This is a genomic window from Paraburkholderia sp. A3BS-1L (genome assembly GCF_051125215.1).
Lineage (GTDB): Bacteria > Pseudomonadota > Gammaproteobacteria > Burkholderiales > Burkholderiaceae > Paraburkholderia.
On sequence record NZ_CP120442.1, the window covers coordinates 1637047 to 1660497 of the forward strand.

The 23451-nt window shown below is 66.3% G+C and carries 19 protein-coding genes; 7 read left to right on the forward strand and 12 right to left on the reverse strand.

The genetic code is table 11. From position 1 onward, the window contains the following. Positions 1–95: 95 nt before the first annotated feature. From P5W99_RS07370 to P5W99_RS07380, 3 genes are all read right to left on the reverse strand, one after another. Complete coding sequence (locus P5W99_RS07370) at positions 96–1277, reverse strand: tetratricopeptide repeat protein (RefSeq protein ID WP_421079452.1); 1182 nt, start codon at positions 1275–1277, stop codon at positions 96–98. Positions 1278–1378: 101 nt separating this feature from the next. Further along, complete coding sequence (locus P5W99_RS07375; RefSeq protein ID WP_421023926.1) at positions 1379–2059, reverse strand: PspA/IM30 family protein; 681 nt, start codon at positions 2057–2059, stop codon at positions 1379–1381. A gap of 362 nt (positions 2060–2421) precedes the next feature. Next, a complete protein-coding gene (locus P5W99_RS07380; protein ID WP_421023927.1) occupies positions 2422–3018 on the reverse strand; it encodes a hypothetical protein in 597 nt (198 codons plus the stop codon). 506 nt (positions 3019–3524) lie between these two features. Between P5W99_RS07380 and P5W99_RS07385 the strand changes: the two genes are divergently transcribed. Next, positions 3525–6023: a penicillin-binding protein 1A gene (locus P5W99_RS07385; RefSeq protein WP_421023928.1), complete on the forward strand. Its 2499-nt coding sequence runs from the start codon at positions 3525–3527 to the stop codon at positions 6021–6023. A 291-nt stretch (positions 6024–6314) separates the two neighbouring features. Here P5W99_RS07385 and P5W99_RS07390 read toward each other — a convergent pair whose 3' ends face one another. The 4 genes from P5W99_RS07390 to P5W99_RS07405 form a co-directional block, all read right to left on the reverse strand. Beyond that, complete coding sequence (locus P5W99_RS07390) at positions 6315–6734, reverse strand: hypothetical protein (RefSeq protein WP_421023929.1); 420 nt, start codon at positions 6732–6734, stop codon at positions 6315–6317. Positions 6735–7030: 296 nt separating this feature from the next. After that, the gene (locus P5W99_RS07395; protein WP_434662374.1) at positions 7031–8623 is read right to left on the reverse strand and encodes an efflux transporter outer membrane subunit; all 1593 of its coding nucleotides are present in this window, start codon (positions 8621–8623) and stop codon (positions 7031–7033) included. Continuing rightward, positions 8620–11775 (reverse strand): efflux RND transporter permease subunit, encoded by a 3156-nt coding sequence (locus tag P5W99_RS07400; RefSeq protein WP_421023931.1) that lies wholly within the window; start codon positions 11773–11775, stop codon positions 8620–8622. Before P5W99_RS07400 ends, P5W99_RS07395 begins: the two co-directional genes overlap by 4 nt. Beyond that, complete coding sequence (locus P5W99_RS07405) at positions 11772–12923, reverse strand: efflux RND transporter periplasmic adaptor subunit (protein WP_421025210.1); 1152 nt, start codon at positions 12921–12923, stop codon at positions 11772–11774. The genes P5W99_RS07400 and P5W99_RS07405 overlap by 4 nt, the downstream gene beginning before the upstream one ends. A gap of 427 nt (positions 12924–13350) precedes the next feature. Between P5W99_RS07405 and P5W99_RS07410 the strand changes: the two genes are divergently transcribed. Beyond that, positions 13351–13983, forward strand: a complete 633-nt coding sequence (locus P5W99_RS07410; protein WP_434662377.1) for a TetR/AcrR family transcriptional regulator — start codon at positions 13351–13353, stop codon at positions 13981–13983. A 19-nt stretch (positions 13984–14002) separates the two neighbouring features. On the opposite strand, the gene P5W99_RS07415 is transcribed toward P5W99_RS07410, so the two are convergent. From P5W99_RS07415 to P5W99_RS07430, 4 genes are all read right to left on the reverse strand, one after another. Then, positions 14003–14233, reverse strand: a complete 231-nt coding sequence (locus tag P5W99_RS07415; protein WP_421023933.1) for a DUF2795 domain-containing protein — start codon at positions 14231–14233, stop codon at positions 14003–14005. 204 nt (positions 14234–14437) lie between these two features. Further along, on the reverse strand, positions 14438–14704 hold the full coding sequence (locus P5W99_RS07420; RefSeq protein ID WP_421023934.1) for a hypothetical protein: 267 nt from the start codon (positions 14702–14704) through the stop codon (positions 14438–14440). A 271-nt stretch (positions 14705–14975) separates the two neighbouring features. Continuing rightward, complete coding sequence (locus P5W99_RS07425; RefSeq protein WP_421023935.1) at positions 14976–16721, reverse strand: ClcB-like voltage-gated chloride channel protein; 1746 nt, start codon at positions 16719–16721, stop codon at positions 14976–14978. 39 nt (positions 16722–16760) lie between these two features. Next, positions 16761–17495 (reverse strand): glutathione S-transferase, encoded by a 735-nt coding sequence (locus tag P5W99_RS07430; protein ID WP_421023936.1) that lies wholly within the window; start codon positions 17493–17495, stop codon positions 16761–16763. On the opposite strand from P5W99_RS07430, the gene P5W99_RS07435 reads away from it, so the two are divergent. Beyond that, a complete protein-coding gene (locus P5W99_RS07435; RefSeq protein WP_434662380.1) occupies positions 17489–17854 on the forward strand; it encodes a hypothetical protein in 366 nt (121 codons plus the stop codon). The genes P5W99_RS07430 and P5W99_RS07435 overlap by 7 nt on opposite strands. Here the strand turns inward: P5W99_RS07435 and P5W99_RS07440 are convergent, their stop codons facing one another. Beyond that, positions 17855–18931 (reverse strand): YeiH family protein, encoded by a 1077-nt coding sequence (locus tag P5W99_RS07440; protein WP_434662382.1) that lies wholly within the window; start codon positions 18929–18931, stop codon positions 17855–17857. Positions 18932–19048: 117 nt separating this feature from the next. Here P5W99_RS07440 and P5W99_RS07445 point away from each other — a divergent pair, with 117 nt between their 5' ends. From P5W99_RS07445 to P5W99_RS07460, 4 genes are all read left to right on the forward strand, one after another. Further along, positions 19049–20014, forward strand: coding sequence for a LysR substrate-binding domain-containing protein (locus tag P5W99_RS07445; protein WP_421023939.1), 966 nt, complete (start codon positions 19049–19051; stop codon positions 20012–20014). Positions 20015–20190: 176 nt separating this feature from the next. Then, the gene (locus P5W99_RS07450) at positions 20191–20988 is read left to right on the forward strand and encodes a TIM barrel protein (protein ID WP_421023940.1); all 798 of its coding nucleotides are present in this window, start codon (positions 20191–20193) and stop codon (positions 20986–20988) included. Positions 20989–21064: 76 nt separating this feature from the next. After that, positions 21065–22042 (forward strand): sugar kinase, encoded by a 978-nt coding sequence (locus tag P5W99_RS07455; protein ID WP_421023941.1) that lies wholly within the window; start codon positions 21065–21067, stop codon positions 22040–22042. 119 nt (positions 22043–22161) lie between these two features. After that, positions 22162–23448: an MFS transporter gene (locus tag P5W99_RS07460; RefSeq protein WP_434660127.1), complete on the forward strand. Its 1287-nt coding sequence runs from the start codon at positions 22162–22164 to the stop codon at positions 23446–23448. Positions 23449–23451 lie beyond the last annotated feature (3 nt).

The following is a 23451-nucleotide window of genomic DNA, read 5'->3' on the forward strand; positions in this document are numbered from 1 at the left end:
GCGTTGCCGCGCAAAAGATCAATGGCAAAAGGCGAAAGATGCAAAACGGGCTCCGCGAGGGAGCCCGTCATGGCGCGCCATCGGCCGGGAGCGGCTCAGGTATTCCAGTCATCCGAGCTGTCGCTGCTGCCCAGATCGACGCCGCCGCCCGAGCCGTCGTTCCAGTCGTTCGAGCCCTGGCCAAAGTCGACACCCCCGCCATTGCCGCCATCGCGCACAATGCGCCGGCCTTCGTCGTCGACAAGGACATCGCGCTCGATCACCCGGTCGCGGCCTTGATTGAGCACCTGGCCCAGCAGCACGCCGGTCATCAGGCCCCCCATGCCGCCCATGCCACCGCCGCCTTGCTGGACGATGACTGGCGGTTGCTGCTGCTGGGGCGGGTACTGCGGAGGATATTGCGGGTTGTGCCCGAACGCGGCATCCGCCTCGCGCGCATAGGCCGAACCTTCGCCATAAGGCTGCGCGGCGGCGGCCTGGGCGTTCGGATCGGGCCGGCCTTCGGCGCGCGCCTTGAGGCTCGCGAACTGGCGCTCGAGATCCTCGATCTGATACGGCGCCACTGGATTCGTGCTGCCCGAGAGCGTTTCGACCATGCTGCGCAATTGCGCCTCGAAGCCTTCGACTTCTTTTTCGAGCGCTTCATGGCCCGCCGCAGTCGACAGCTTCAGGTCGAGCTTGAGCGAGCGCACGGCGTTGAGCAGGTCGGTGGCGCGCTTGAGTTGGTCGCGGCGGTCGTCGCCGGCTTTCGCGTCTTCCGTGGATTTCGCGCGGCGCAGCGTCCAGCGCAGCACGAGCGCCACGCCCACCAGCACGACGACAATGCCGATCCACATGCCCATGCCGGGACCGTGTTTTTGCGGCGCGGCTGCGGCGAGCGCCGACGGCGCAGCCACTTGGGTCTGCTGGGCGAACGGGTTATTCGCGCGGTTCGTCGTGACAGCGCCGGCGCGCGTCGCGTCCGAACGGATCTTCGCTTCGACCTGCGCGAAACGCTGCGGCTGCGTGAAGCGGACCTGCGGATCGAGCGACTTCGCCTGCTGGATTTGTTTGAGCGCGTCGGCGTAGCGGCCTTCGCGATTGAGCACCTGCGCATACAGGTAATGTGCGCGGGCATTGTCGGGGTGCGCCTGCAGGACTTCGGTGAGGCCCGCGTCCGCACGTTGCCAGTTGCCTTGCGACATCGCGGATTCGATCTGCTGCGCGCTCGGCACGGCGAACGCCAGGCCGCTCACGAGTGCGAGCGATGCGAGAACGGCGACGAGAAACTTTTTCATGTTGCAGGCCGGGCGGTTTGCCACCCGTCTCCATGACATACGAAACGTGGATGCGGCGCGTACTGGAACTGGCCAGCCGCGCCGCATCCGTTCCGGCGCATTTACTGTGCCGGCGTATTGAGCTGCTTCTTGAGGGCTTCGAGGCGGTCGTCCACCGACGGGCCCTTGTTCAGCGCGGCGAGTTTGTCGTCGAGCGCCTTGCCACTCGACGTATCCGCCGAGTTCAGGCGGGCGTCCGAGCGTGCGTTCGAGAGATTCACCTTGTCTTCGAGCTTCTGGAAGTCCTCGGACAGATTCTTGCCACCAATGCCGCCGAGCGCCGTGGCCGCGACATCCTTCGCTTGGGCGATCTGCTGCTTCGCCTGCAGGATGTTCGAGCGCGCGTTGAGGTCGTTGCGCCGCGAGCGCATGTCGTCGATCTGCTGCTTCAGTTGATCGACCGACGGTTCGAGCTTGGCGAGTTCGGCCGCGAGCGCATCGCGTTCGGCTTCAGCCGTGCTCTGGGCGCCGAGCGCTTCGCGCGCGAGGGCTTCGTCGCCCGATTGCAGCGCCCGCTTCGCGCCGTCCTCGTACTTCTTTGCCTTGTCGGCGGCCACGTCGCGCTTGCTTTGCTGCATCGCGACCTGCGCCTGGATCTCGACGAGCGAGTTCTCGGCTTTCGCGATGCTGTCGTCGAGTTCGCGCACGATCTGGCGCGCGTCGCGCGACGGGTCTTGCACGGAGTCGGCGGCGTCGTTCAGGAGACCCTTGACCGTGCGAGAGATGGAGTCGAAAAGCGACATGTATTCCTCCGGTGAAATGAGATTGGCCCCACCATGCTCCAGCGGGCCGCGCTGCACGCATGCGGCATTCGCGTTGCGTCGCGAGGTATTGCTGCGGATCCGATCGTTGCGCCCGGCAATCTCGCATTTAGATTACGCCGCTTTGTGCAAGCCGCGCATGCAGCGCGAAATTCGGGGCGCTTTGGCCAATTGCAACAGGCCAAAGCGGTTAAATTAACCGTTGCGCCATCGATCCTGCCCAGGCGCATCGCTCGCGGATATTACACCACGGGGTCTCTTAAAAGGGACTTAAAGGGCCGTCGGCCCTGGTGCGATTCGCGCGCGTTCAAACCGCGTGTTCAAACGCTAAAGCAGTCGGGCGCTCAGGCGAATTTGCCCGCGTTGGGGGCGGCGTCGCTGCTGTGCATGTCGTCGTCATCGTGTGCCGCGCGCGCGAACGGGGCGCCGCTCAGCGGCTGCAGCGGTTCGGCGTCGGGCTGGCCAGCGATACCGGCTTGCGTGTCGGCAACCTGGGCCGCCTCGGCGGCTTCGCCGGACAGGCGGGCAACGGCCTGGGCCAAGGCGCGCTCGGCGCGTGCGGAGTCCGGTTCGAGTCCGGCCTCAGGCACGGCGTCGGCGCGTTCGTCAGGTCCCGCCGCAAGCGCAGCGGCGTCATCAGCGTTTGCTTGTGCTTCGTCTGCGGGCTCCACGGCAGCCGGCCGCAGTGCCGCCGAGCGTCCCGTGCGCAGCGGCTTCGCGGCTTTGCGCAGCACTTGCGCGAGCGCGTCGGGCTGGCGCGTCGCGCTCAGCCGGTCGACGATGCTCGCTGCCTTCACCGGGTCGCTCGTCGCGCCAAAAGCGAGCACGGCGCGGCGCATCAACTCGCTGATGCTGATGCCGAGTTCATCGGCCGTGGCGGAGATCGCGCGCTTTTGCGCGGACGTGACGAAAACGACGATGCGTTCGCTGGGCTTGTTCATGATCGGCTGGCCGTTGGATCGGCTTCGAGTGAACCGGGGTCCCGCATGCGCACGACGCCGGTGTCGCGGGGCGTATTAGCCCGCGTATTGGCCGGCAAGCAAAACGGGCAGAGCGTGCAGTAGCTTTTCCATCATATGACGAGACAGGCGATGCGCAACGCAAAGATGCGCCCGCAAAATGAGGGTCGCAGGCCCATTTCCAAAAAACTCTTACAAAAAAAGCGCGACCGCCCGCGCACGAATTATTTAGAATGCGCTGTTACATTTCGCACGGATGCTTCCGTAGAGGCCCCTGCGAAAGGGTATTGAAAGAGTAACCTTGCGACGGCGCGCCGGCCAGGCACGCCGCGTGGCCGAACGGGGGCGTTGCCGGTCACGCCAGAGCGCCGCGCTCAAGCGGCGGCGCTGTCACACGCCGCATTGGCGCCATGACGCCAGGATCGAGATCTATGCGCGCAAGCCGCGCGCAGCCGGGGGCGCGAACCCACGCGCCAATCATTCCAGTCATGCCTATCATCAAACGACCGCCTTCCGCGCAGTACCCGAACGATCGGGAACCCTCCTTCAACAATGGACGTCAGCCGCAGCGCCGCGAGGACTCGCGCAACGAGCGAGTGCGCCGTCGCTCGTTCGTCGCGACGATCGCGCTCTGGTTCGCCGGCCTGGTCGCCACGCTGTGCGTGATCGGCGCGCTGATCGTCGGCTACGCGCTCGTCGTGATGGGTCCGCAACTGCCTTCGCTCGATGCGCTCACCAACTATCAGCCCAAGGTGCCGCTGCGCATCTATACCGCCGATCACGTGCTGATCGGCGAGTTCGGCGAGGAGCGGCGCCAGCTCGTGCGCTTCCAGGACATCCCCGACGTGCAGAAGAAAGCGGTGCTCGCCATCGAGGACTACCGCTTCTACGAGCACGGCGGCGTGGACTTCGTGGGCATCCTGCGCGCGGGCGTCGCCGACCTGATGCACGGCGGAGCGTCGCAGGGCGCGAGCACGATCACGATGCAGGTGGCGCGCAACTTCTTCCTGTCGAGCGAGAAGACCTACACGCGCAAGATCTACGAAATGCTGCTCGCCTACAAGATCGAGCGCGCGCTCACGAAGGACCAGATCCTCGAGCTGTACATGAACCAGATCTATCTGGGGCAGCGCGCCTATGGCTTCTCGGCAGCGGCGCGCGTGTACTTCGGCAAGGACCTCAAGGACATCACGCTTGCCGAGGCCGCGATGCTCGCGGGCCTGCCGAAGGCGCCGTCCGCCTATAACCCGATTGTCAATCCGAAGCGCGCGAAGATTCGTCAGGAGTACATCCTCAAGCGCATGCTCGACCTGAACTACATTACCCAGGCGCAGTACGACGAGGCGATCAAGGAGCCGCTGCATACGCGCACCGCGGGCACCGAGTACAGCGTGCATGCGGAGTATATTGCGGAAATGGTCCGCCAGATGATGTATGCGCAGTACAAGGACGAAACCTACACGCGCGGCCTCACGGTCACCACGACGATCGATTCCGCCGATCAGAACGCGGCCTACGCGGCCGTGCGCAAGGGCGTGATGGATTACGAGCGCCGCCACGGCTACCGCGGTCCCGAAGGCTTCGTGCAACTGCCCGCTGCGGGCGATGACCGCGATCAGGCGATCGACGACGCGCTCACCGATCACCCCGATAACGGCGACATCGTCTCGGCGGTGGTCATCGATGCGAGCCCGAAGTCGGTCACTGCGCAGTTGCTCGACGGCACGCAGATCACCGTCACGGGCGACGGGCTGCGGTTTGTCGCGAGCGGGCTTTCGGCGCGTGCGTCGGCTGCGCTGAAGATTCGGCCAGGCTCGATCGTGCGCCTGATGGCGGACAGCAAGAACAACTGGCAAATCACGCAACTGCCGCAGGTGGAAGGCGCGCTGGTTTCGCTCACGCCGCAGGACGGCGCGATTCGCGCGCTGATTGGCGGCTTCGACTTCAACAAGAACAAGTTCAACCACGTCACGCAGGCGTGGCGCCAGCCGGGCTCGAGCTTCAAGCCGTTCATCTATTCGGCTTCGCTCGAGAAGGGTCTCGGGCCGGCCACCATGATCAACGACGCGCCGCTGTACTTCCCGCCCAGCACGCCGGGCGGCGACGCGTGGGAGCCGAAGGACGACGACTATCCCGAAGGGCCGATGTCGATGCGCCTCGCGCTGCAGAAGTCGAAGAACCTCGTGTCGATCCGCATCCTCTCGTACATCGGCACGAAGTACGCGCAGGACTATGTCACGCAGCGCTTCGGCTTCGACGCGGACAAGACGCCGCCGTACCTGCCGATGGCGCTGGGCGCGGGTCTCGTCACGCCGCTGCAGTCGGCGGGCGCGTACTCCGTGTTCGCGAACGGCGGCTATCGCATCAACCCGTACCTGATCGCCGAAGTCGACGATGCGCACGGTCAGCCGATCCTGCGCGCACAGCCGCTCGTGGCGGGCCAGAACGCGCCGCAAACGCTCTCGCCGCGCAACGCTTTCGTGATGAACAGCCTGTTGCATTCGGTGGCGACGGCGGGCACGGGCGCGGGTACCAACGTTCTCCACCGCGACGACCTGCAGGGCAAAACCGGTACGACCAACGACGCGCACGATGGCTGGTTCGCCGGCTATCAGCGCAACCTCGTGGCCGTGGCGTGGATGGGCTACGACCAGCCGAAGAGCCTCGGCAGCCGCGAGTTCGGCGCGCAACTCGCCCTGCCGATCTGGGTCGAGTACATGAGCAAAGCACTGCGCGGCATGCCGCAGGAAGAGCCGCCGATGCCGGCGGGTCTCACGACGATCGGCGGTGAGCTGTACTACTCCGACGCGACGCCGGGCGCGGGCTTCGTCTCGGCGGTCGGCATGGAGTCGGGTAACGCGGCGGGGGCGGCCAGCGATGCGAGCGGGGCGACCGGCAGCATGGGGCCGGGCGGACTGCCGACGCCGAGCGTCACGCAGAGCGAGCGCAAGCAGATCATGGATCTGTTCGAAACGAACAAGCCTTGATGGGCGCTCGTTGATGGACGAGTTGTTCTGAACGCGGCACATCGGCAACGATGTGCCGCGTTTTGTTTGGGCGCGCCGTTTTGCTTTTGCATCAAGGACTTGGACGGGTTGCCCAGGGCTTTTCCACAGGGCCTTCAACAAAAATTGGGGATAAGCCTGACTTCGGCCCGATGCTCCGTTGTCCACAGTTTTTGTTGATGGCCCTGTTGATAACGTTGGGAGAGCGAAGCTAACTCACTGATCCACAAGGCTGTCCGCAGACACGAGCACATTGGAGCACTGCGTGGCGCATCAGAAGGTGTTGTCGTACTGCAAACCGATTGTGTGGCTGTGCGGCTCGCGCGAATAGGTGAGCGCCCAATGTGTGAGCCACGCGCCAGTGAGCGCGCCCAGCGCATCGGCGAACAGGTCCTTGTACGAGAAGCCGCCGCCGGGGCAGGTGCCGTTCAGGACTTGCAGCGCGAGCCCGGGCGCCGTGCCGATCAGCGTGCCGTAGACCACGGGATGATCGGTGTCGCGCGTGAGCCAACCGCCGAGCGCGCCGAACGGCGCGGAAACCGCAAAGTGCTCGAGTTTGTCGGTGCCGCCCCAGCTATCCGATTCCACGCGGAAGCCACCGCGCTCCGTGGCGCACTGGAGCTCGGCGTGCGCAGCGACGCTGGCCATGAGAAGCGCTGCGGCGCAGAGGCCGCGATTCGATACGAGTGCCATGATAAATGTCGTCGGGGTTGAAATGCGCCGTCGCACACAGGCTGCCTGGATAGCGCACGTGGCGATGGCAGGTCGCTTGATGAAATGTTCATGATTTAAGTAGCATTCCGAAATAATTTGCTTGCTCTTATCTCAATTTGCGACGCAGTTTAGCAGTTGCATCCTGAAATTAGGGCTCAGATCTTTCTGACGGAAATGGATGACAGAGGCGAGGCGGATGGAAGAGGCTTTGGACGAAGCGCGCGGCGTAGTGGTTGTTTTTGCTTTTGCGCGCGCTTGGGGGCAGGACGGGCGTTCTAGTCCTGCGTTGAGGTCGTCGCGGCAGGGTGGCCGTTGCCGTCCGCGGCACGAGATTGCGCGTTCGAAGCCGAGGCATCGGTGCTCGTTGGCGGCTGCCCCATGGCCTGGAACAGCGCGGCCGTATCGGAGAGACGCGTGCCGCGATAGCGGATTTCATCGAGCCGCGCATTGCGCCATTGCTGTTCGCTCTGGCGCACGGCGTAGTAGGGCACCGCACCCAGCTTGTAGCGTGCGTTCGTCTCTTCAAAGACGCCCTGTGCGGTCTGCGCCGACGTGCTGGCTGCGTCGAGCGCCTGAGCGTCGTGCTCGAGCGCGGCAAGCCGGGTGGCGACGTCCTGGAACGCCGCGAGCACGGTCTGCTTGTACGACGCATTGGCCGCATCATAGGACTGCAAGGCCGCGCGGCGCTGTGCGAGGAGTGCGCCGCCGTGAAACAGCGGCTGCGTGAGCGAGGCGCCGATCATCCAGAGCGCACCCGCGCCCGAAGTCACCACGGGCCAGCTGAAGCCGCCTTGGCCGAGACCGGCGGAAACCGAGATGCTCGGAAACATCTGCGCCGTGGCGGCGCCCACATCGGCGGATGCGGCGATTAGCGCCGCCCCTGCGGCCTGGATGTCGGGCCGCGACTTGAGCAGCTCCGATGGAACGACGACGGGCACCTGCGAGGGCAAAGTCAGGCTCGCGAGGTCGAGGTCGGGCGGTGCGGCGTCGGGCGTGCGCCCGAGCAGCACGGCAAGCGCGTGGCGCATCGCCGAGCGTTGCTGGCGTAGCCCCGGCAGATTGGCGGCGAGCGAAGCGGCGCTTTGCTGCGCGTTGAGCAGATCGGTGTGCGACGCAGCGCCTAGCGCGTAGCGCTTTTGCACGTCGTCGGCCTGCGCGTTGGCGAGCGCGACGAGCCGCTCGGTCGTGTCGATCTGCGCATGCAGCGTGGCCGAGCCCAGCGCGCTCGCGACGATGTTCGCCGCGAGCGCGCGGCGAGCGGCCTCGTACTGGAATGCCTGGACGTTCACGCGCGCGGCGAGCGCCGTGTTGTTCAGGCGCGTCGCGCCGAAAATGTCGAACGAGTAGCTCGCCCGGACAAGGCCCGCGAACATGTCGTATTGCAGCTTGTCGAAGCCGAGCTGCGGAACACCCGGCAGGCGATTGCGCTGTGCGATGCCGAGCGCATCGACGGTGGGCAGCATCGAGCTGCCCAACTGGCCGCGCAACTGCTCGCGTGCGGCCTGCAGGCTGTGATCGGCGGAGGCGAGATTCGGGTTGTTGGCGAGGCCCTCATCGACGAGCGCGTCGAGTTCGGGCGAGTCGTAGAGCGTCCACCATTGCGGCACCGGTTGCGCGCCCGTCACGAATTGCTGGGCGACGCCCTGAGCAGCGACGGTCTGTGCGGGCTGCACCTGCGCGCCATAGTGCGCGGGCTCCGGCATCGCGGGTGGCGCACCGCCCGGACCCCAGGTGCAGGCGCTCGCGAAAAGCGCGCACAGCGCTGCCGCGCCCGCGAGCAGGCTCGCGGGATTCGATGCGAACGACCGGCATGCGTTGATCGCCGCGCCATCGTCAGGAATGCGGCCCGGAATGCGGTTCAGATTCATGATGCGTTCTCCGCATGGGGACGTGGCGTGTCGGTCTCGCTGCTGCGCACGCGGAACGCGGCGGCGTAGAGCGCGGGCAGGAAGAACAGCGTGAGCACGGTCGCGCTCGTGATGCCGCCCATCAGCGCGGTCGCCATCGGTCCGAAGAAGTTCGAGGGCACGAGCGGAATAAGCGCGAGCACGGCCGCCGCCGCGGTCAGCATGATCGGACGGAAGCGCCGCACCGTTGCGCCGACGATGGCATCGAAGCGCTTGTGCCCGGCGCGGATGTCGCTCTCGATCTGGTCCACGAGAATCACCGAGTTGCGCATGATGATGCCGAACATGGCAATCACGCCCAGCATCGCGACGAAGCCGAATGGCTCGCGGAAGATGATCAACGCGAGCGCCACGCCAATCAGCCCGAGCGGCGCGGTGAGCACGACCATCATGACGCGCGAGAGGCTTTGCAGCTGGATCATGAGCAGCGTGAGCACGGCAATCGCGAGGACCGGCAACTGCGCGTAGATCGACGCCTGGCCTTTCGCGCTTTCCTCGACCGAGCCGCCGACTTCGATGCGGTAGCCGGAGGGCAGCGTTGCGCGCATCGGCTCCAGCTGCTTTTGCAGCGCATGGGTGACGTCGATGCCTTGCGCGCCCGCGCGCACGTCGGCTTGCACGGTGAGCGTGGACTGCCGGTCGCGCGACCAGATTACGCCGTATTCGAGCGTGTTCTCGAGGTGCCCGATCGCGCCGAGCGGAACGGGGCCATTCGGCGTGGGCATGGCGAGCGAGAGCATATGTGCGGGAGCCACGCGTTCTTTCGGCGGCGAGCGCAGGTCCACGCCGATCAGCTTGTCGCGTTCGCGGTACTGCGTGACGGTGTAGCCGGAGTAGGTCATCTGCAGGAAGTTCGCGACGTCCTGCGAGGAGATGTTGAGCGCGCGCGCCTTTTGCTGGTCGATCTCGAAGTGCAGCGAGCGCTCGGCGGGCTCGTCCCAGTCGAAGTGGACGTTGTCGGCGCGTTTGTCGGCGCGCATGATCGCGGCCACGCGCTCGGCGATGCTGCGCACGGTCGCGATGTCGTCGCCACTCACGCGGAACTGCACGGGATAGCCAACGGGCGGCCCGTTCTCGAGGCGCGAGAGACGCGTGCGCACGGCCGGGAAGTCGTTGCGCAGCTTCGTTTCGAGCCAGTTCGCGAGCTTCTCGCGATCCTCCACGGACTTGGTCGTGATGACGAACTGTGCAAAGTTCGGGCTCTGCAATTGCTGATCGAGCGGCAGATAGAAGCGCGGCGCGCCGGTGCCGACGAAGTCGATCGAGTGGTCGATCTCGGGCCGGCCCTGCAGCGCTGCTTCAAGGCGCCTCGTCTCGCGCAGCGTGGCGTCGAACGCGCCGCCTTCGGGCAGGCGCACGTCCACGAGCAGCTCGGGGCGGTCCGAGCTCGGGAAAAACTGTTGCGGAATCACCGCGAAGCCCGCGAGCGCGAGCACGAACAACCCTCCGGTCAGTGCGAGCACAACGAGATGGCGCTCGATGCACCAGCCGACCCAGCGGCGCAGGCGGTGGTAGAAACGCGTGTCGTAGATGTCCGCTTCGTGATGGTCGCCCTGCGCGCCGGCGCCGGGTTTGCGCTCGGGCAGCAGCCGATAACCGAGCAGCGGAATCAGCACGACCGCCGCGAACCACGAGGCGATCAGTGCGATTGCCGAGACCTGGAAGATCGAGCGCGTGTATTCGCCCGTGCTCGACTTCGCGAGCACGATGGGCAGGAAGCCCGAGACCGTGACGAGCGTGCCGGTGAGCATCGGGAACGCCGTGCTCGTGTACGCGAACGCGGCGGCGCGCGTGCGGTTCCAGCCCTGCGCGAGCTTCACGGCCATCATTTCGACGGAAATGATGGCGTCGTCCACGAGCAGGCCCAGCGCGAGCACGAGCGTGCCGAGCGAGACCTTGTGCAGGCCGATGCCGAACAGATACATCACGAGCGAGGTGACGGCGAGCACGATCGGAATCGTGATCACGACCACCATGCCGGTGCGCACGCCGAGCGACACGAGGCTCACCACGAGCACGATGCCCACGGCCTCGGCCACCGCCTCGATGAAGTCGTCGACCGAACGCGAGACCGCGTCGGGCATGCTCGACACTTCCACGAGCTTCAGGCCCGCGGGCAGTCCGCGGCGCAGTGCCTCGATGCGCTTGTCCAACGCGTGGCCGAGCTGGATCACGTCGCCGCCCGGCTGCATCGTGACGCCGATGCCGAGCACCGCCTTGCCCTGGAAGCGCATCTGCGTGGCGGGCGGCTCGTCGTAGCCGCGCCGGATCGTGGCGATGTCGCCGAGACGGAAGCTGCGGCCATTCACGCTGATGAGCGTGTCCGCGAGCGCCTTGAGGTCAGTGAACTGCCCGCTCGGGCGCACGAATACGCGGTCGTCGGCGGTGTTGATCGTGCCGGCCGCCGCGATGGCGTTCTGCGCGCCGATCGCCTGGCCGATCTGCGTGGGCGAAAGGCCGAGGCGCGTGAGCTGCGCGTTCGGAATTTCCACGAAGATGCGCTGGTTCGGATCGCCGAAATAGTCGACCTTGCCGACATCCGTCACGCGCAAGAGCGTCTCGCGCAGATTGTCGGCATAGTCGTGAAGTTGCGCGGGTGAGAAACCATCGCCTTCGAGTGCGTAAATGTTGGTGTAGACGTCGCCGAACTCGTCGTTGAAGAACGGGCCTTGCACGCCCGGCGGCAGCATGGCCGCGATGTCGCCCACTTTCTTGCGCACCTGGTACCAGGTCTCGCGCACCTCGCTCACGGGCGCGGAGTCCTTCATCACGAAGAACACGAGCGATTCGCCGGGGCGCGAATAGCTGCGCAGGTAGTCGATATTGGGCGTTTCCTGGAGCTTGCGACCGATGCGGCCGGTGACTTCGTCCTCGACCTGGCGCGCGGTGGCGCCGGGCCAGAAGGTCTGGATCACCATCACGCGGAACGTGAACGGCGGGTCCTCCGATTGCGAGAGCCGCGAGTAGGAGAGCGCGCCGAAGATCGTGGCGAGCGCGATCACGAAGATGACCAGCGCCTGATGGCGTAGCGCCCATGCCGAAAGATTGAAGCGCCCCTCGTCGTGATCGAAGCCCGGGGCCTGGTCACTGCGCTGGTCACTGCGCTGGCTCATGACGCGAAATCCTCGGGGTGCAGCGGCGCGACCGGGCGCACCTTTTCGCCGGCGGTGACCGTGTGCACGCCTTGCAGCACGATGCGCTCGCCGTCCTTCAGGCCCTGCGTGACCGTGATCGTGCGCGCGTCGTAGCGCGAGACGCTCACGCGGCGCAATTGCAGCACATTGTCCGCGCCGTGCACGATCCACAGCGCGGGCGCGTTGCCATCGTGAAAGAGCGCGGTGGCCGGTATCGTGAAGGCGCCGCCGTCGGGCTGCGCGGCGGTGGCGGCATTGCTGGCGTTGACCGCGAGCGCGACATTCGCGGTCATACCGAGCCGCACTTCGGCGTCCGGCTGATCGAGCGTCAGCTTCACGCGCCAGGTGCGGCTTTGCGGGTCGGCGGCGGCGGCCAGCTCGCGCACTTTGGCCGTGTAGTTTCGGCCCGGCAACGCGGGCAGCGTGACTTGAGCGGCGTCGCCGGTGTGCACGGCGGCGATGGCGTTCTCGGGAAGATCGCTCACCACGTCCACATCGCCCGCCCACGCGAGTTGGTAGACCGGCTGGCCCGCCTGCACGTTCTGGCCGGTATCGGCGTTTTCGGCAGTGATGACGCCCGCGTGATCGGCCGTGAGCAGGGTGTAGCGGCGCTGGTCCTGAGCGAGCGCGAGCTGTTGCTTCGCCTGATCGCGTTGGGCTGCGGCCGAAGCGTAGGCATCCTGCGTTTGTTCGAACTGCGCGCGTGCGATGAGGTTGGCTTGAGCCTGGGCCGTGTCGCGATCGAGTTGCTGCTTCGCGAATTCAAAGCGGTGCTGTGCGGCGTCGTATTGTGCCTGCGCGCTTGCCGCATTCTTCTCGTAGTCGGCGGGGTCGAGGCGCGCGAGCACCTGGCCGGGCTTAACGGTGTCCCCAAGACGGGCACTGCGTTCGACGATCTTGCCGTTCACGCGGAACGAAAGCGGCGTGGCGTAGCGCGCCTGCACGGTGCCGGGCCAGGTGGCCGAGGGGGTGATGCCGTCGCGATGGACGATCATCGAGACAACCGGGCGTGGCGAGGGCGCTGTTTCCGGCTTTTTCCCGCAAGCCGCGAGGCTCGCGAGCGCGCAGAGCCCAACTAAGGAGGTTAGCGGGGTAACCCGGGCAAGCGGGCTAACGAGGCGCGCCAGGCCATGCCGCAGCGCCTGTAGCGCGTGCCGGAGGAACTGGATCGATTCGACGTACCCACCGGATTGATTGCGCATCCCGCTCGATGCGCCGCGACCGCAATGATTCACTTGGACCTCGATGCCAGGGCCTGTTATCAGCGTGAACAGTCCCTGACGCAGGCCCAGTGCGCCGTGCTGGCTGAGAGGGCCGGGTTGACCGGGCCGGATGACCTCGGAGTTGGCGGGATATGCGCCATTGCTGAGTCCAGTCCAGTCGCGCGTGGTGCGCTTCAATGTCTCGTGCCTCGCCGCGCGGCCGGCCTCAGATAATCCAATGAATTCTAATACAACGGTGTATCTGAATACTCATCTGAATCAGAGGAATCGTTCAGTGCTAGACTCGCGCTACTATCGCGCCGTCTCAATTTCTGTCCGATTTCTCCACGCCATGACGCGCCAACCCGCCAAGCGCACTCGACTCACCCGCGAGCAAAGCCGCGATCAGACGCGCGCACGCCTGCTCGATGCCGCCCAGGCCATGTTCATGCGCAAGGGTTTCGTGGGTGCGAGCGTGGAGGACATCGCTCAGACGGCAGGCTATACGCGCGGCGCGTTCTATTCGAACTTTCGCAGCAAGTCGGAGCTGCTGGTGGAATTGCTGCGGCGCGATCACGAGGCGATGCAGGCTGACCTGCTCGCGATTTTTGCCGGAAACATGTCGCGCGACGACATGGAAGCGCGCGTGATCCAGTACTACAGCCGCCTGCCGCAGGACAACAAGGCGTTCTTGCTGTGGGTCGAGGCCAAGTTGCTCGCGGCGCGCGATGCACGCTTTCGTACGCGCTTTAACGCCTTCATGAAGGACAAGCGCGATCAGCTGGCCGCCTATATCGAGGAATTTTCGGCGCGCGCGGGCACGCCGGTCACGCTTGCGCCCGAGTTGCTCGTGATCGGGCTGATCGGCTTGTGCGACGGCGTGCAATTTCTTGCCGCCGCCGATCCGCAGCACATCACGCCGCCGGTTGTCACGGAGGTGCTTGGCCGCTTCTTTGCGCGCGTGGTGTTCGGGCGCGACGCCTGAGCCGTGCGCGCGCCGAGCCTCAGATGCCGAGGCCAGGACCGTAGTTGCTGCCGATCAGGCGCGTGACCGAAGCCACGTCGCGATAATCCTGTTCGGGCAGGCCATCGAGGATTGCCAGCACCTCGTTGCTCGCGCCGGCGGCGCGGGCGGCTTCGACGAGTTCGTCCTTGTTGGAGGGCCAGCGCACTTCGCGCAGCACGTCGGTGAACTGGAGATCGATCGGCTCTTCGGGGATGGGTGTGGCGGACATCTGGCGGATCCTTTGTGGGGCAGGTGGGTCGAGGCGGGAAAGACGGGTGGCGCAGCGGATCAAGCATACCGAATCCTTGCCGGGCGCCGCCACTGGATGTGCACGGTGCGAGGCGCCGGCGCAGCCGGCCGCCGGCCATCCTGGCCAACAGCATGGCCACGCTCACACGTCACGGTGAACCGCCGCCCGCGCGGGCGCTGGCGTTCAGGTTTGCTGATGCAAGACCGGGATCACCGACTGATCCAGGCGGTGGGATTTCGGCAGGGTCAGGTATTTCCAGTGCTGAATGCCGATAGCGACCGGGATATCGGGCGCGGGCGGCGCCACGGGGGCGTCGTTCATCGGCGAGCGCACGAAGGGGGCTTGGACCGGGGCGCTTGCCCGGTCGACCTGGGCGTCCTGGGTGTGCACAGGTGCGGCAAAACACGAGGCAGACAACAGCACGGTGGTCATCAGTGTCGAGGTTTTCATCGCTCGACCTCCTTTCCTCATGCGGCCCAAGGGTCGCAGCAAGTACCGTGCCGCGACGATCCGGCTGACCGGGGCGGCAGGGCGGCCACGGTTCGGGGGCATGGCCTCGCGGCTGACCCGGGAAGAGCGGGGCGCGCCGCAGCGCGTGCAATGAGGCGGGAGACGGCGGGCGGGAAATGATGTCCGCCAGGGCGCACGCGCAAGCGACGGTCCCATAATGGCAGCAAATGTGCCAGCGCGTCTCGAACGTGCGTGCTTTTTTGCGGGGCCGTCAGCGTTCAGGCGTCATGCGCTGGTACGCGTCGAGCAGCGAGGTCTTGTAGACCACCCCCGCCAGCGCAGGATGCTGCGCGCTTTCGATCACGGGCAGACGCTCGCCCTGGAAGGACATGAAGTGCTGCAATGCCACTGCGAGCGGCATGTCGGGCGTGAGCACGTCGAACGAGGCCCGCAGGTAGTCGCGCGCCCGCTTGTTCGAGGTGTCGTGCTTTTGCAGGAGGTCGTCGGTGATGTCGGCGAGTGCGACCGCGCCGAGGAAGCGGCTATCGTCGTCGGTTACGTAGAGATACTTCACCGGGTATTCGAGGAATACGCGCGTCATGTCCTGCACGGTGGCGTCGGCGCGCACCACAGTATCGGCGGGGCGGATCAGCTCGCGCATCTGCGTGGCGCGCAGGCGCAGGCGCTCGGCTTCTTCGCGATTGCGGTGCAGCGTGATCTCGTACATCGACTTCTTGCCCGTCGCGCGCGCGACGAAGTACGCGACCACGCACGAAAGCATCAGCGGCAGCACCACCTGATAGCTGAGCGTCATTTCGAAGATCATCAGGATCGCCATGAGCGGCGCCTGGGTTGCGCCCGCGAGGAATGCGCCCATGCCGACCATCGCGTATGCGTAAGGCGCCGAGATGCCATGCGGCCAGATCGCCTGCATCCCCTGGCCGAACAGGCAGCCGATCACGGCGCCCATGAAGAGAGTCGGTGTGAACACGCCGCCCACCGCGCCCGAGCCCACGGTCGCGGCGGTCGCGACGAGCTTGAACACGAGCACCGTGGCGAGCGCGGTCCATGTCCACGGCGAATGCAGGAGCGAGTTCACGACGCTATAGCCGTTGCCCCAGACCTCGGGCGTCCAGATCGACAGCACGCCGCAGACAAGGCCGCCCAGCGCGAGCTTCGCGGGCAGCGGCAGCTTCAGCCGGCCGAAGCCGGCCTTCGTCAGGTCGAGCAGCGACAGGAAGCGCGGCGCGAGCGCCCCGCACAGCAAGCCGAGCGCGACGAACAGCAGCACCTCGACGCCCGTGACGGGCGGAAACACCGGCATCTCGTACGGCGGCTTGTAGCCGGCGAACTCGCGCATCGTGATGTTTGCCACCACCGAGGCGACGACGATCGGCCCGAAACTTTCCATCACGATTGCACCAAGCACGATCTCGGTGACGAAAAAAGCGCCCGCGATCGGCGCGTTATAGGCCGAGGTGATACCGGCGGCCGCGCCGCACGCCACGAGCAGGCGCAGACGCTGCGGATCGAAGTGGACCCAGCGGCCGATCAGCGAGGCCGCGAGCGCGGCGAGTTGCACCATCGAGCCTTCGCGGCCGATCGAGCCGCCGCTCGCAATGGTGAAAAGCGACGAGACGCTGCGCCAGATGCTCTTGCCGACCGGCATCACGCCGTCGCCGATCGCCACGGCCTCTATGTAGTCGGTGTGCATCGGCTTGCCGCCGCCGGGCGCGCTGCTGCGCCTCGCGATCAGCAGGCAGCAGCCCGCCACGAAACCGCCGGCGGCCGGCAGCCAGATGCGCGTGTGCCAGGGCAGGCGGCGCGCCATCGCCACGAAGCTGCCTTCGCTGCCAGTGAAAAGGATCTGCAGATGTGCGATGCCTTCGCGAAAGAGCACGGTTGCGAACGCACCGGCTATACCGACGATGACCGACCAGATCAGCATCGTGTGGGCGTCGGAGAGGCGAAAGAGATCGCGAGCGCGGGTGCGCAGTTTCAGCAGGAATGACAGCACGGCGGTTCGGTATTTTTCTGGTTAGTGGATGCCGCGCATTCAGCGCGCGGCGCGGTCGAGTTCAGGATAGTGACGGAAAATGCCGGTCTCGTTGAACGGCAGCCGCCGTTGCGAGGCGAGATAGGCCGCGATGTTGGGGCGCGCGGCCACGGCGTCGTGCAGCGCGCTCACGTGCCGATAGTGGTCGGCCAGATGCTTCGTGGCTTTCGGAAACGCATAGCGCAGTCCGGCGACGATCTGGAACATCGACAGGTCCACATAGCTGAGCGCCTTGCCGACCATATGCTGCGGCCCGTCCGGGTTTTGCGCGAGCACGCGCTCGAAGTAGCCCAGGAATTTCGGCATGCGATGCGCGATGAAGTCTTTCGCGCGCGCCTTCGCCTCGTCCTTCTGGTCTTCGTAATACAGGCCGCTCGCGATGGGATGATGCGTGTCGTGCACCTCGGTCAAGAGATCGGCGATCGTGAGCTGCAAACCGTTCGCGACCAGGCGCAGCGCCTCGTCGCGCGGCGCGAGCTTCAGCTTCGGGCCGAGATAGAACAGGATATTCGCAACGTGCGGCACGATCAGATCGCCGTCCTTGAGAAACGGTGGCGCAAAGGGCGGATACGGACCGTCGCTGTCGAGCTGGGCCATCATCGCACCCATACCCTGGCCGTCCTCTTTCGCGCCGCGTACCACATCGACGTAGGGCGCGCGCGCTTCCTCGAGCGCGAGTCGCACGAATTCGCCCCGGCCTTGCAGGCCGTCCCAGTAATACAGTTCGTATGCCATCGGTCGTCTCCATCCGGACAAGGATTGCCTCGACGGCCGCCCGTACGGCGAGCGGCATGGGACGACAGTATCGCGCGCAATGGCACGTTGCGGCGCGCGGGCTGCGACTTCCCGTTGTGCTGCGCTTCGCGCACTTCGTCGTGCGCTTCTTCGTGCGCTCCTTCGTTCGCTTCGTTGTTCGCTTCGTTGTTCGCTTCTTGGTGTGGCTTTTTGCGTGGTTCTTTGTGCACTTCGTTGCGTACGGGCGCCATGCAATTTCCCGGCGCGAAAAACGCAAAAAGCCCCGCCAGGGGCGGGGCAAGCGCCCGGGCAAGCCGGTGCGCAGTCTCTCAAACGGTGGAAAGGCCCATCGCCGATGATCATCCGAATAGCCGCTCCACAGCCCAGGTAATCGCGAGGCCGCCGCCGACCAGCCAGACATAGATGATCAAGCCGGTGGTCAGGGCGCGTGGGCCGGCCTGGCGGATCTGCGAGAAGCGCGTCTCGATGCCAAGCGCCGTCATGGCCATGGTGAGCGCGAAGGTGTCGAGCAGGTTGAGCGTCTGGGTTGCCGAATCCGGCAGCACGTGGAGCGAGTTCACCACCACGAGTGCGAGAAAACCGAGCGCGAACCAGGGCACCGCGAGCTTGCGCCCGCTTTGCTTGCCAACCGCCGCGCCGCGCGCCGAACGGTTCAGCCAGACGCCGAGCGCAAGCAGCACCGGCACGAGCAGCATCACGCGGGTCATCTTCACGATGGTGGCGATATGCGTGGCCTCGGGGCTCACGCTGCTCGCCGCGCCCACGACCTGCGCGACCTCATGGATGGTGCCGCCGAAGAAGAGCCCGGCGCCCATGGTGTCAAGATGCAGCCAGCCGGCGCGATAGAGCAGCGGGTAGAGGAACATCGAAAGCGTGCCGAACAGCACGACGCTGCCCACGGCCATGGCGCTCTTGTGCGGCTTCGACTGCAGCGTGGATTCGAAGGCGAGCACCGCGGCTGCGCCGCAGATCGCGCTGCCGGCCGCGGTGAGGATAGCCGTGTCGCGGTCGAGCTTCATGAGCTTCATGCCGGCCCAGGTGCCGATCGCGAGCGTGCTCAACACGATCACCGCCGATTCCACGAGGCCCGGCAGGCCCACCTGGGCGATTTCCTGAAGGCTCACGCGCAGCCCGAAGAACGCCACCGCGATGCGCAACAGCTTGCGCGCCGAGAAGTTGACGCCGGCGGCCCAGCTTTCGGGCATGCCGTGGCGCAGCGCGTTGCCATAGAGCGCCCCGCCGACGATGCCGACGATCAGCGGGCTCAGGCCAAGACCCGCGACGGCGGGCAGCGCCGCGATGCGCGTGACGGCGGCGGCGAACAGCGCAACGAACAGCACGCCGTTGAGTTGGCCATAGAGTTGGCCGCGCGCGGCGGACGACGCAGAGGCAAGGGAAGTCGAGGGTGTGGACATGGTGTTTGGCAGCAAATGTGACTGACTAACGAATGCGCCAATCCTAAATTAGATATAAGGATATGAAAAATCGTCATTTGCGACGTAAAATATAAGTCAAACAGATAGTTGACTGCAATGACCCCGGAACAACTGATAACTTTCGCCGCCGTTGCCGAGCACCTGAACATCAGCCGTGCTGCGCTCGCGCTGCATTTGTCGCAGCCCGCGGTGTCGGGGCAATTGCGGCTGCTGCAGGAGGAGTTCGGCGAGCCGCTCTATTTGCGCGATGGGCGCGGCGTGCGCCTCACGCCCACCGGTGAGCAGCTCGCGGCCTATGCGGCTCGCCTGCGCGATACCTGGCGCGACGCGCTGGCGTTTCGCGACGCACTGCGCGGGCTCGAGCGCGGCACGCTGCGCATCGGCGCGAGCACGACGCCCGCGAGCTATCGGCTGCCGTATCTGGTGGCGGCGTTTCATCGGCGCTACCCGGATGTGAAGCTCGATACGGCTAGCGGCAACACGACCGACATCGTCGCGATGCTTGGCGAGCTCGATATCGCGCTGATCGAAGGGCCGGTGGGCGAGCAGTTGCCCGCCGATTGCGCCGTGCACCCATGGCTCGAGGATGAAATCGTCGCCATCGCGCCGCGCGGCCACGCGCTTGCCGCGCACGCCCAGGCGGCGGGCGAGGAGCCGGCGCGCGAAAGCGCGGGGACGGCGCCGCTGCGCTGTGAGCTGGGCGCCTTCGCGGACCTGCCGCTGGTGTTGCGCGAGGACGGCTCGGGCGTGCGTCAGGTAGTGGAGCGCGCGTTCGCGCGCGCCGCCGTGCCGATGCGCGTCGCGCTGGAAATCGCCGGTGTGGAGGGCGTCAAGGAAGCGGTGCGGGCCGGCATGGGCATCGGTTTCGTCTCGGCCATGTCGATGCGGCATGAGGACGGCGCGCTCCAGCAGATCCGCATCCAGCCCGAGCCGCTGGCGCGGCGCTTTTCGATCATCGTGCCGCACGCGGGCGCGGCCTCTCGCGTTACCCAGCGCTTTCTCGAGCTATGCCTGCTCGACGCGCCGCTCGCGGAGGCAGGCGGCGCCAGGTTTCCGCCGTGATTTAGGGGATTTCCATAATGGCGCGGTGCGCTACGGCAGCGCACTATCCGCCCATCGATCAGTAGCAATCAGGCGCCCAGGCGCTTTTTTTTCGGTACTGTTTTGGAACCGGTTCCAAAGGCCGCAGGGAGAGAGACCCGGCGGCAGGGCAACCGGACAAGCAATGGGAAAAAACGATGGCGGAAGTAGCGATAGTGGCGAGCGCATTCGGCGCCGGATCGATCCGGCGCGACGGACATGCGGCGTGGTGCGGCGCAACCCGGGAGGCGGGCGCAAGGGCATTCGAGGTGCGGCGCGAACTGATGGACGACGCCGACGCCCAGCCGCAGGCGCTGCGCGCGCTCGGCATGGCGTTGGAGCGCGAGGGACTGTGGCCCGTGTGGTCGACGCCCGACACGCTGTATTGCGAGAACGGCACGCTCGACGAGGCCGCGTTGCGCGCCGCCGTTGCCTGCGGTCGCGCGCTGGGCGCGCGCATCGTCAAGCTGCAGCTCGGCGGTTTCGCGGGCGATGCGCAGGTCGCACGACTTGCGGCGGTGCTCGAAGCGCTTGGCCTCGCGACCTTGCAGGCAGGTGAAGCCACTCCGGCGCCGCGCGTTGTCGTCGAAAACGGCCAGCTCGAGCAGGGCGGCAGCCTTGCCCAGTTCGTCGGCCTCTTTGATGCGTTGCGCGGCGCCGGGCACGACAAGCTGATCGGCATGACCTTCGATATCGGCAACTGGCAATGGGCTGGCGAAGCACCGCTGACGGCTGCCGCCGCGCTCGCGCCACACGTCGAGTACATCCATTGCAAGGCCGTGGAAGGCGCGGGTGCGCGCCGGTTCGCCTGCGCGCCGGCCGCCGACGACGCGCTGTGCCGCGCAGCGCTCGCGTGTCTGCCGGCAGACGTGCCGCGCGGCATCGAGTTTCCGTTCGACGCCGCGCGCTTGAACGAGGACGCTGCGCGCTACGTGGCGTGGCTCGGCAACGCCTGACGTGTCACCTGCCGGGCGCTCCGACTCTCTGACAGCCCGGCCACCCGAGAATCTGTTTTTTTGAGGACTGCACTCCATGACGCACGCACTCGATGTCATCACCTACGGCGAGGCCATGGCGATGTTCGTGGCCGCCGAGACCGGCCCGCTCAGCGACGTCGCGCGCTTCACGAAGCGTGCGGCGGGCGCGGAGCTCAACGTGGCGACGGGCCTTGCGCGCCTGGGCTTCAAGGTGGGCTGGATGAGCCGCGTGGGCGACGATTCGTTCGGCCGGTTCGTGCGCGGCGTGCTCGCGCAAGAAGGCATCGACGCGCAGGGCGTGCAAACCGATGCGCGCTATCCCACGGGCTTCCAGCTCAAGTCGAAGAACGACGACGGCAGCGATCCCACCGTCGAATACTTCCGTCGCGGCTCGGCGGCGAGCCACCTGTCGATCGACGATTTCAAGCGGGACTATGTGCTCGGCGCGCGCCATCTGCATCTGAGCGGCGTGGCGCCCGCGATCTCGGCTAGCTCGCGCGAACTCGCGTTCACGCTCGCCCGCGCGATGCGCGAGGCGGGGCACACGATCAGCTTCGATCCGAATCTGCGCCCGACGCTGTGGGGCTCCGAAGCCGAGATGGTCACGACGCTCAACGCACTCGCGAGCTACGCCGACTGGGTGCTGCCGGGCCTGAACGAGGGGCGCATTCTCACGGGCTCCGACGATCCCGCGACGATCGCGCGCTTCTATCTCGAGCGCGGCGCGCGCGGCGTGATCGTCAAGCTCGGCGCCGAGGGCGCGTACTACGAGACGCGTGAAGGCGAGCGAGGCCCGGTGAGGGCGCAGCCGGTGGCGAACGTGGTCGACACGGTTGGCGCAGGCGACGGCTTCGCGGTGGGCGTGGTGAGCGCGCTGCTCGAAGGCCGCACGCTGCGCGAGGCCGTGACGCGAGGCAACCGCATCGGCGCGCTCGCCGTGCAGGTGAGCGGCGACTCGGAAGGGCTGCCCACGCGCGCGCAGCTCGATGCAATCGAAGCCCGGGACGCCGCCCCGGCGCCTGCAATCGCATAAACAAGCAATCGAACAATCGAGCAACAAGGCGCCGGTCCACGCCGGCGCCCGACACAGATACCCGATACCGACAGCCTTGCCTGCGACCCGCATAAGGCCCCCTGAGACTGGAGACACAGATGACCTCAACTTCGCTCGCCCCGCGCCGCTGGTGGGCAATCATGCCGATCGTGTTCATCACGTACAGCCTGGCCTACCTCGACCGCGCCAACTACGGCTTCGCTTCGGCAGCCGGCATCAATCATGATCTGGGCATCAGCCCCGGGCTTTCGTCGCTGATCGGCGCGCTGTTCTTCCTCGGCTACTTCTTTTTCCAGTTGCCGGGCGCGGTCTATGCCGAACGCCGCAGCGTGCGCAAGCTCGTGTTCGTGAGTCTCATTCTGTGGGGCGGATGCGCGGCGCTCACCGGCGTCGTCACGAACATTCCTTCGTTGATGGCGATCCGCTTCGTGCTCGGCATCGTCGAAGCCGCGGTGATGCCAGCGATGCTGATTTACATCAGCAACTGGTTCACGAAGCGCGAGCGCTCGCGCGCCAACACCTTCCTGATTCTCGGTAATCCGGTCACGGTGCTGTGGATGTCGATCGTCTCGGGCTATCTCGTGCATGCGTACGGCTGGCGTCACATGTTCGTCGCCGAGGGCGTGCCCGCCGTGTTGTGGGCCGTGTGCTGGTGGCTGCTCGTGCGCGACAAGCCGGACCAGGTGAGCTGGCTTTCGAACGAGGACAAGCGTGCGATCGACGCGGCCCTGCGCGCCGAGCAGGCCGGCATCAAGCCGGTCAAGAACTACGCCGAAGCGTTCCGCTCGCCTGCCGTGATGCTGCTCTCGGCGCAGTACTTCTGCTGGAGCATCGGCGTGTACGGCTTCGTGCTGTGGCTGCCCTCGATCGTGAAGAACGGCTCGGCGCTCGGCATGGTCGAAACCGGCTGGCTCTCGGCGCTGCCGTATCTGGCTGCTACCATTGCGATGCTGGCCGCTTCGTGGGCCTCGGACAAGCTCGACAACCGGCGCGCGTTCGTCTGGCCGTTCCTGCTGGTCGGCGCGCTCGCGTTCGCGGCTTCGTACGTGCTCGGCACGACGCACTTCTGGGCCTCTTACGCGCTGCTGGTCGTGGCGGGCGCCGCAATGTACGCGCCGTACGGCCCGTTCTTCGCGATCGTGCCCGAGCTGCTGCCGAAGAACGTCGCGGGCGGCGCGACGGCGCTCATCAACAGCATGGGCGCGCTCGGTTCGTTCGTGGGCTCCTACGTAGTCGGTTACCTGAACGGCGCGACCGGTTCGCCCACGGCATCCTACGCGTTCATGAGCGCGGCGCTCGTGGCCTCGGTGATCCTCACGCTGCGCGCGGTGAAGCCGCGCCGCGACGGGACCCCTGCCTACGCCGCGCCGGCGCACGGCAAGTAATGG

Bases quoted from the DNA above. Each gene is read 5' to 3' on its own strand.
- P5W99_RS07370 (WP_421079452.1), bottom strand. From the start codon at position 1,277: ATGAAAAAGTTTCTCGTCGCCGTTCTCGCATCGCTCGCACTCGTGAGC.
- P5W99_RS07375 (WP_421023926.1), bottom strand. From the start codon at position 2,059: ATGTCGCTTTTCGACTCCATCTCTCGCACGGTCAAGGGTCTCCTGAAC.
- P5W99_RS07380 (WP_421023927.1), bottom strand. From the start codon at position 3,018: ATGAACAAGCCCAGCGAACGCATCGTCGTTTTCGTCACGTCCGCGCAA.
- P5W99_RS07385 (WP_421023928.1), top strand. From the start codon at position 3,525: ATGCCTATCATCAAACGACCGCCTTCCGCGCAGTACCCGAACGATCGG.
- P5W99_RS07390 (WP_421023929.1), bottom strand. From the start codon at position 6,734: ATGGCACTCGTATCGAATCGCGGCCTCTGCGCCGCAGCGCTTCTCATG.
- P5W99_RS07395 (WP_434662374.1), bottom strand. From the start codon at position 8,623: ATGAATCTGAACCGCATTCCGGGCCGCATTCCTGACGATGGCGCGGCG.
- P5W99_RS07400 (WP_421023931.1), bottom strand. From the start codon at position 11,775: ATGAGCCAGCGCAGTGACCAGCGCAGTGACCAGGCCCCGGGCTTCGAT.
- P5W99_RS07410 (WP_434662377.1), top strand. From the start codon at position 13,351: ATGACGCGCCAACCCGCCAAGCGCACTCGACTCACCCGCGAGCAAAGC.
- P5W99_RS07415 (WP_421023933.1), bottom strand. From the start codon at position 14,233: ATGTCCGCCACACCCATCCCCGAAGAGCCGATCGATCTCCAGTTCACC.
- P5W99_RS07420 (WP_421023934.1), bottom strand. From the start codon at position 14,704: ATGAAAACCTCGACACTGATGACCACCGTGCTGTTGTCTGCCTCGTGT.
- P5W99_RS07435 (WP_434662380.1), top strand. From the start codon at position 17,489: ATGCCATCGGTCGTCTCCATCCGGACAAGGATTGCCTCGACGGCCGCC.
- P5W99_RS07430 (WP_421023936.1), bottom strand. From the start codon at position 17,495: ATGGCATACGAACTGTATTACTGGGACGGCCTGCAAGGCCGGGGCGAA.
- P5W99_RS07440 (WP_434662382.1), bottom strand. From the start codon at position 18,931: ATGTCCACACCCTCGACTTCCCTTGCCTCTGCGTCGTCCGCCGCGCGC.
- P5W99_RS07445 (WP_421023939.1), top strand. From the start codon at position 19,049: ATGACCCCGGAACAACTGATAACTTTCGCCGCCGTTGCCGAGCACCTG.
- P5W99_RS07450 (WP_421023940.1), top strand. From the start codon at position 20,191: ATGGCGGAAGTAGCGATAGTGGCGAGCGCATTCGGCGCCGGATCGATC.
- P5W99_RS07455 (WP_421023941.1), top strand. From the start codon at position 21,065: ATGACGCACGCACTCGATGTCATCACCTACGGCGAGGCCATGGCGATG.
- P5W99_RS07460 (WP_434660127.1), top strand. From the start codon at position 22,162: ATGACCTCAACTTCGCTCGCCCCGCGCCGCTGGTGGGCAATCATGCCG.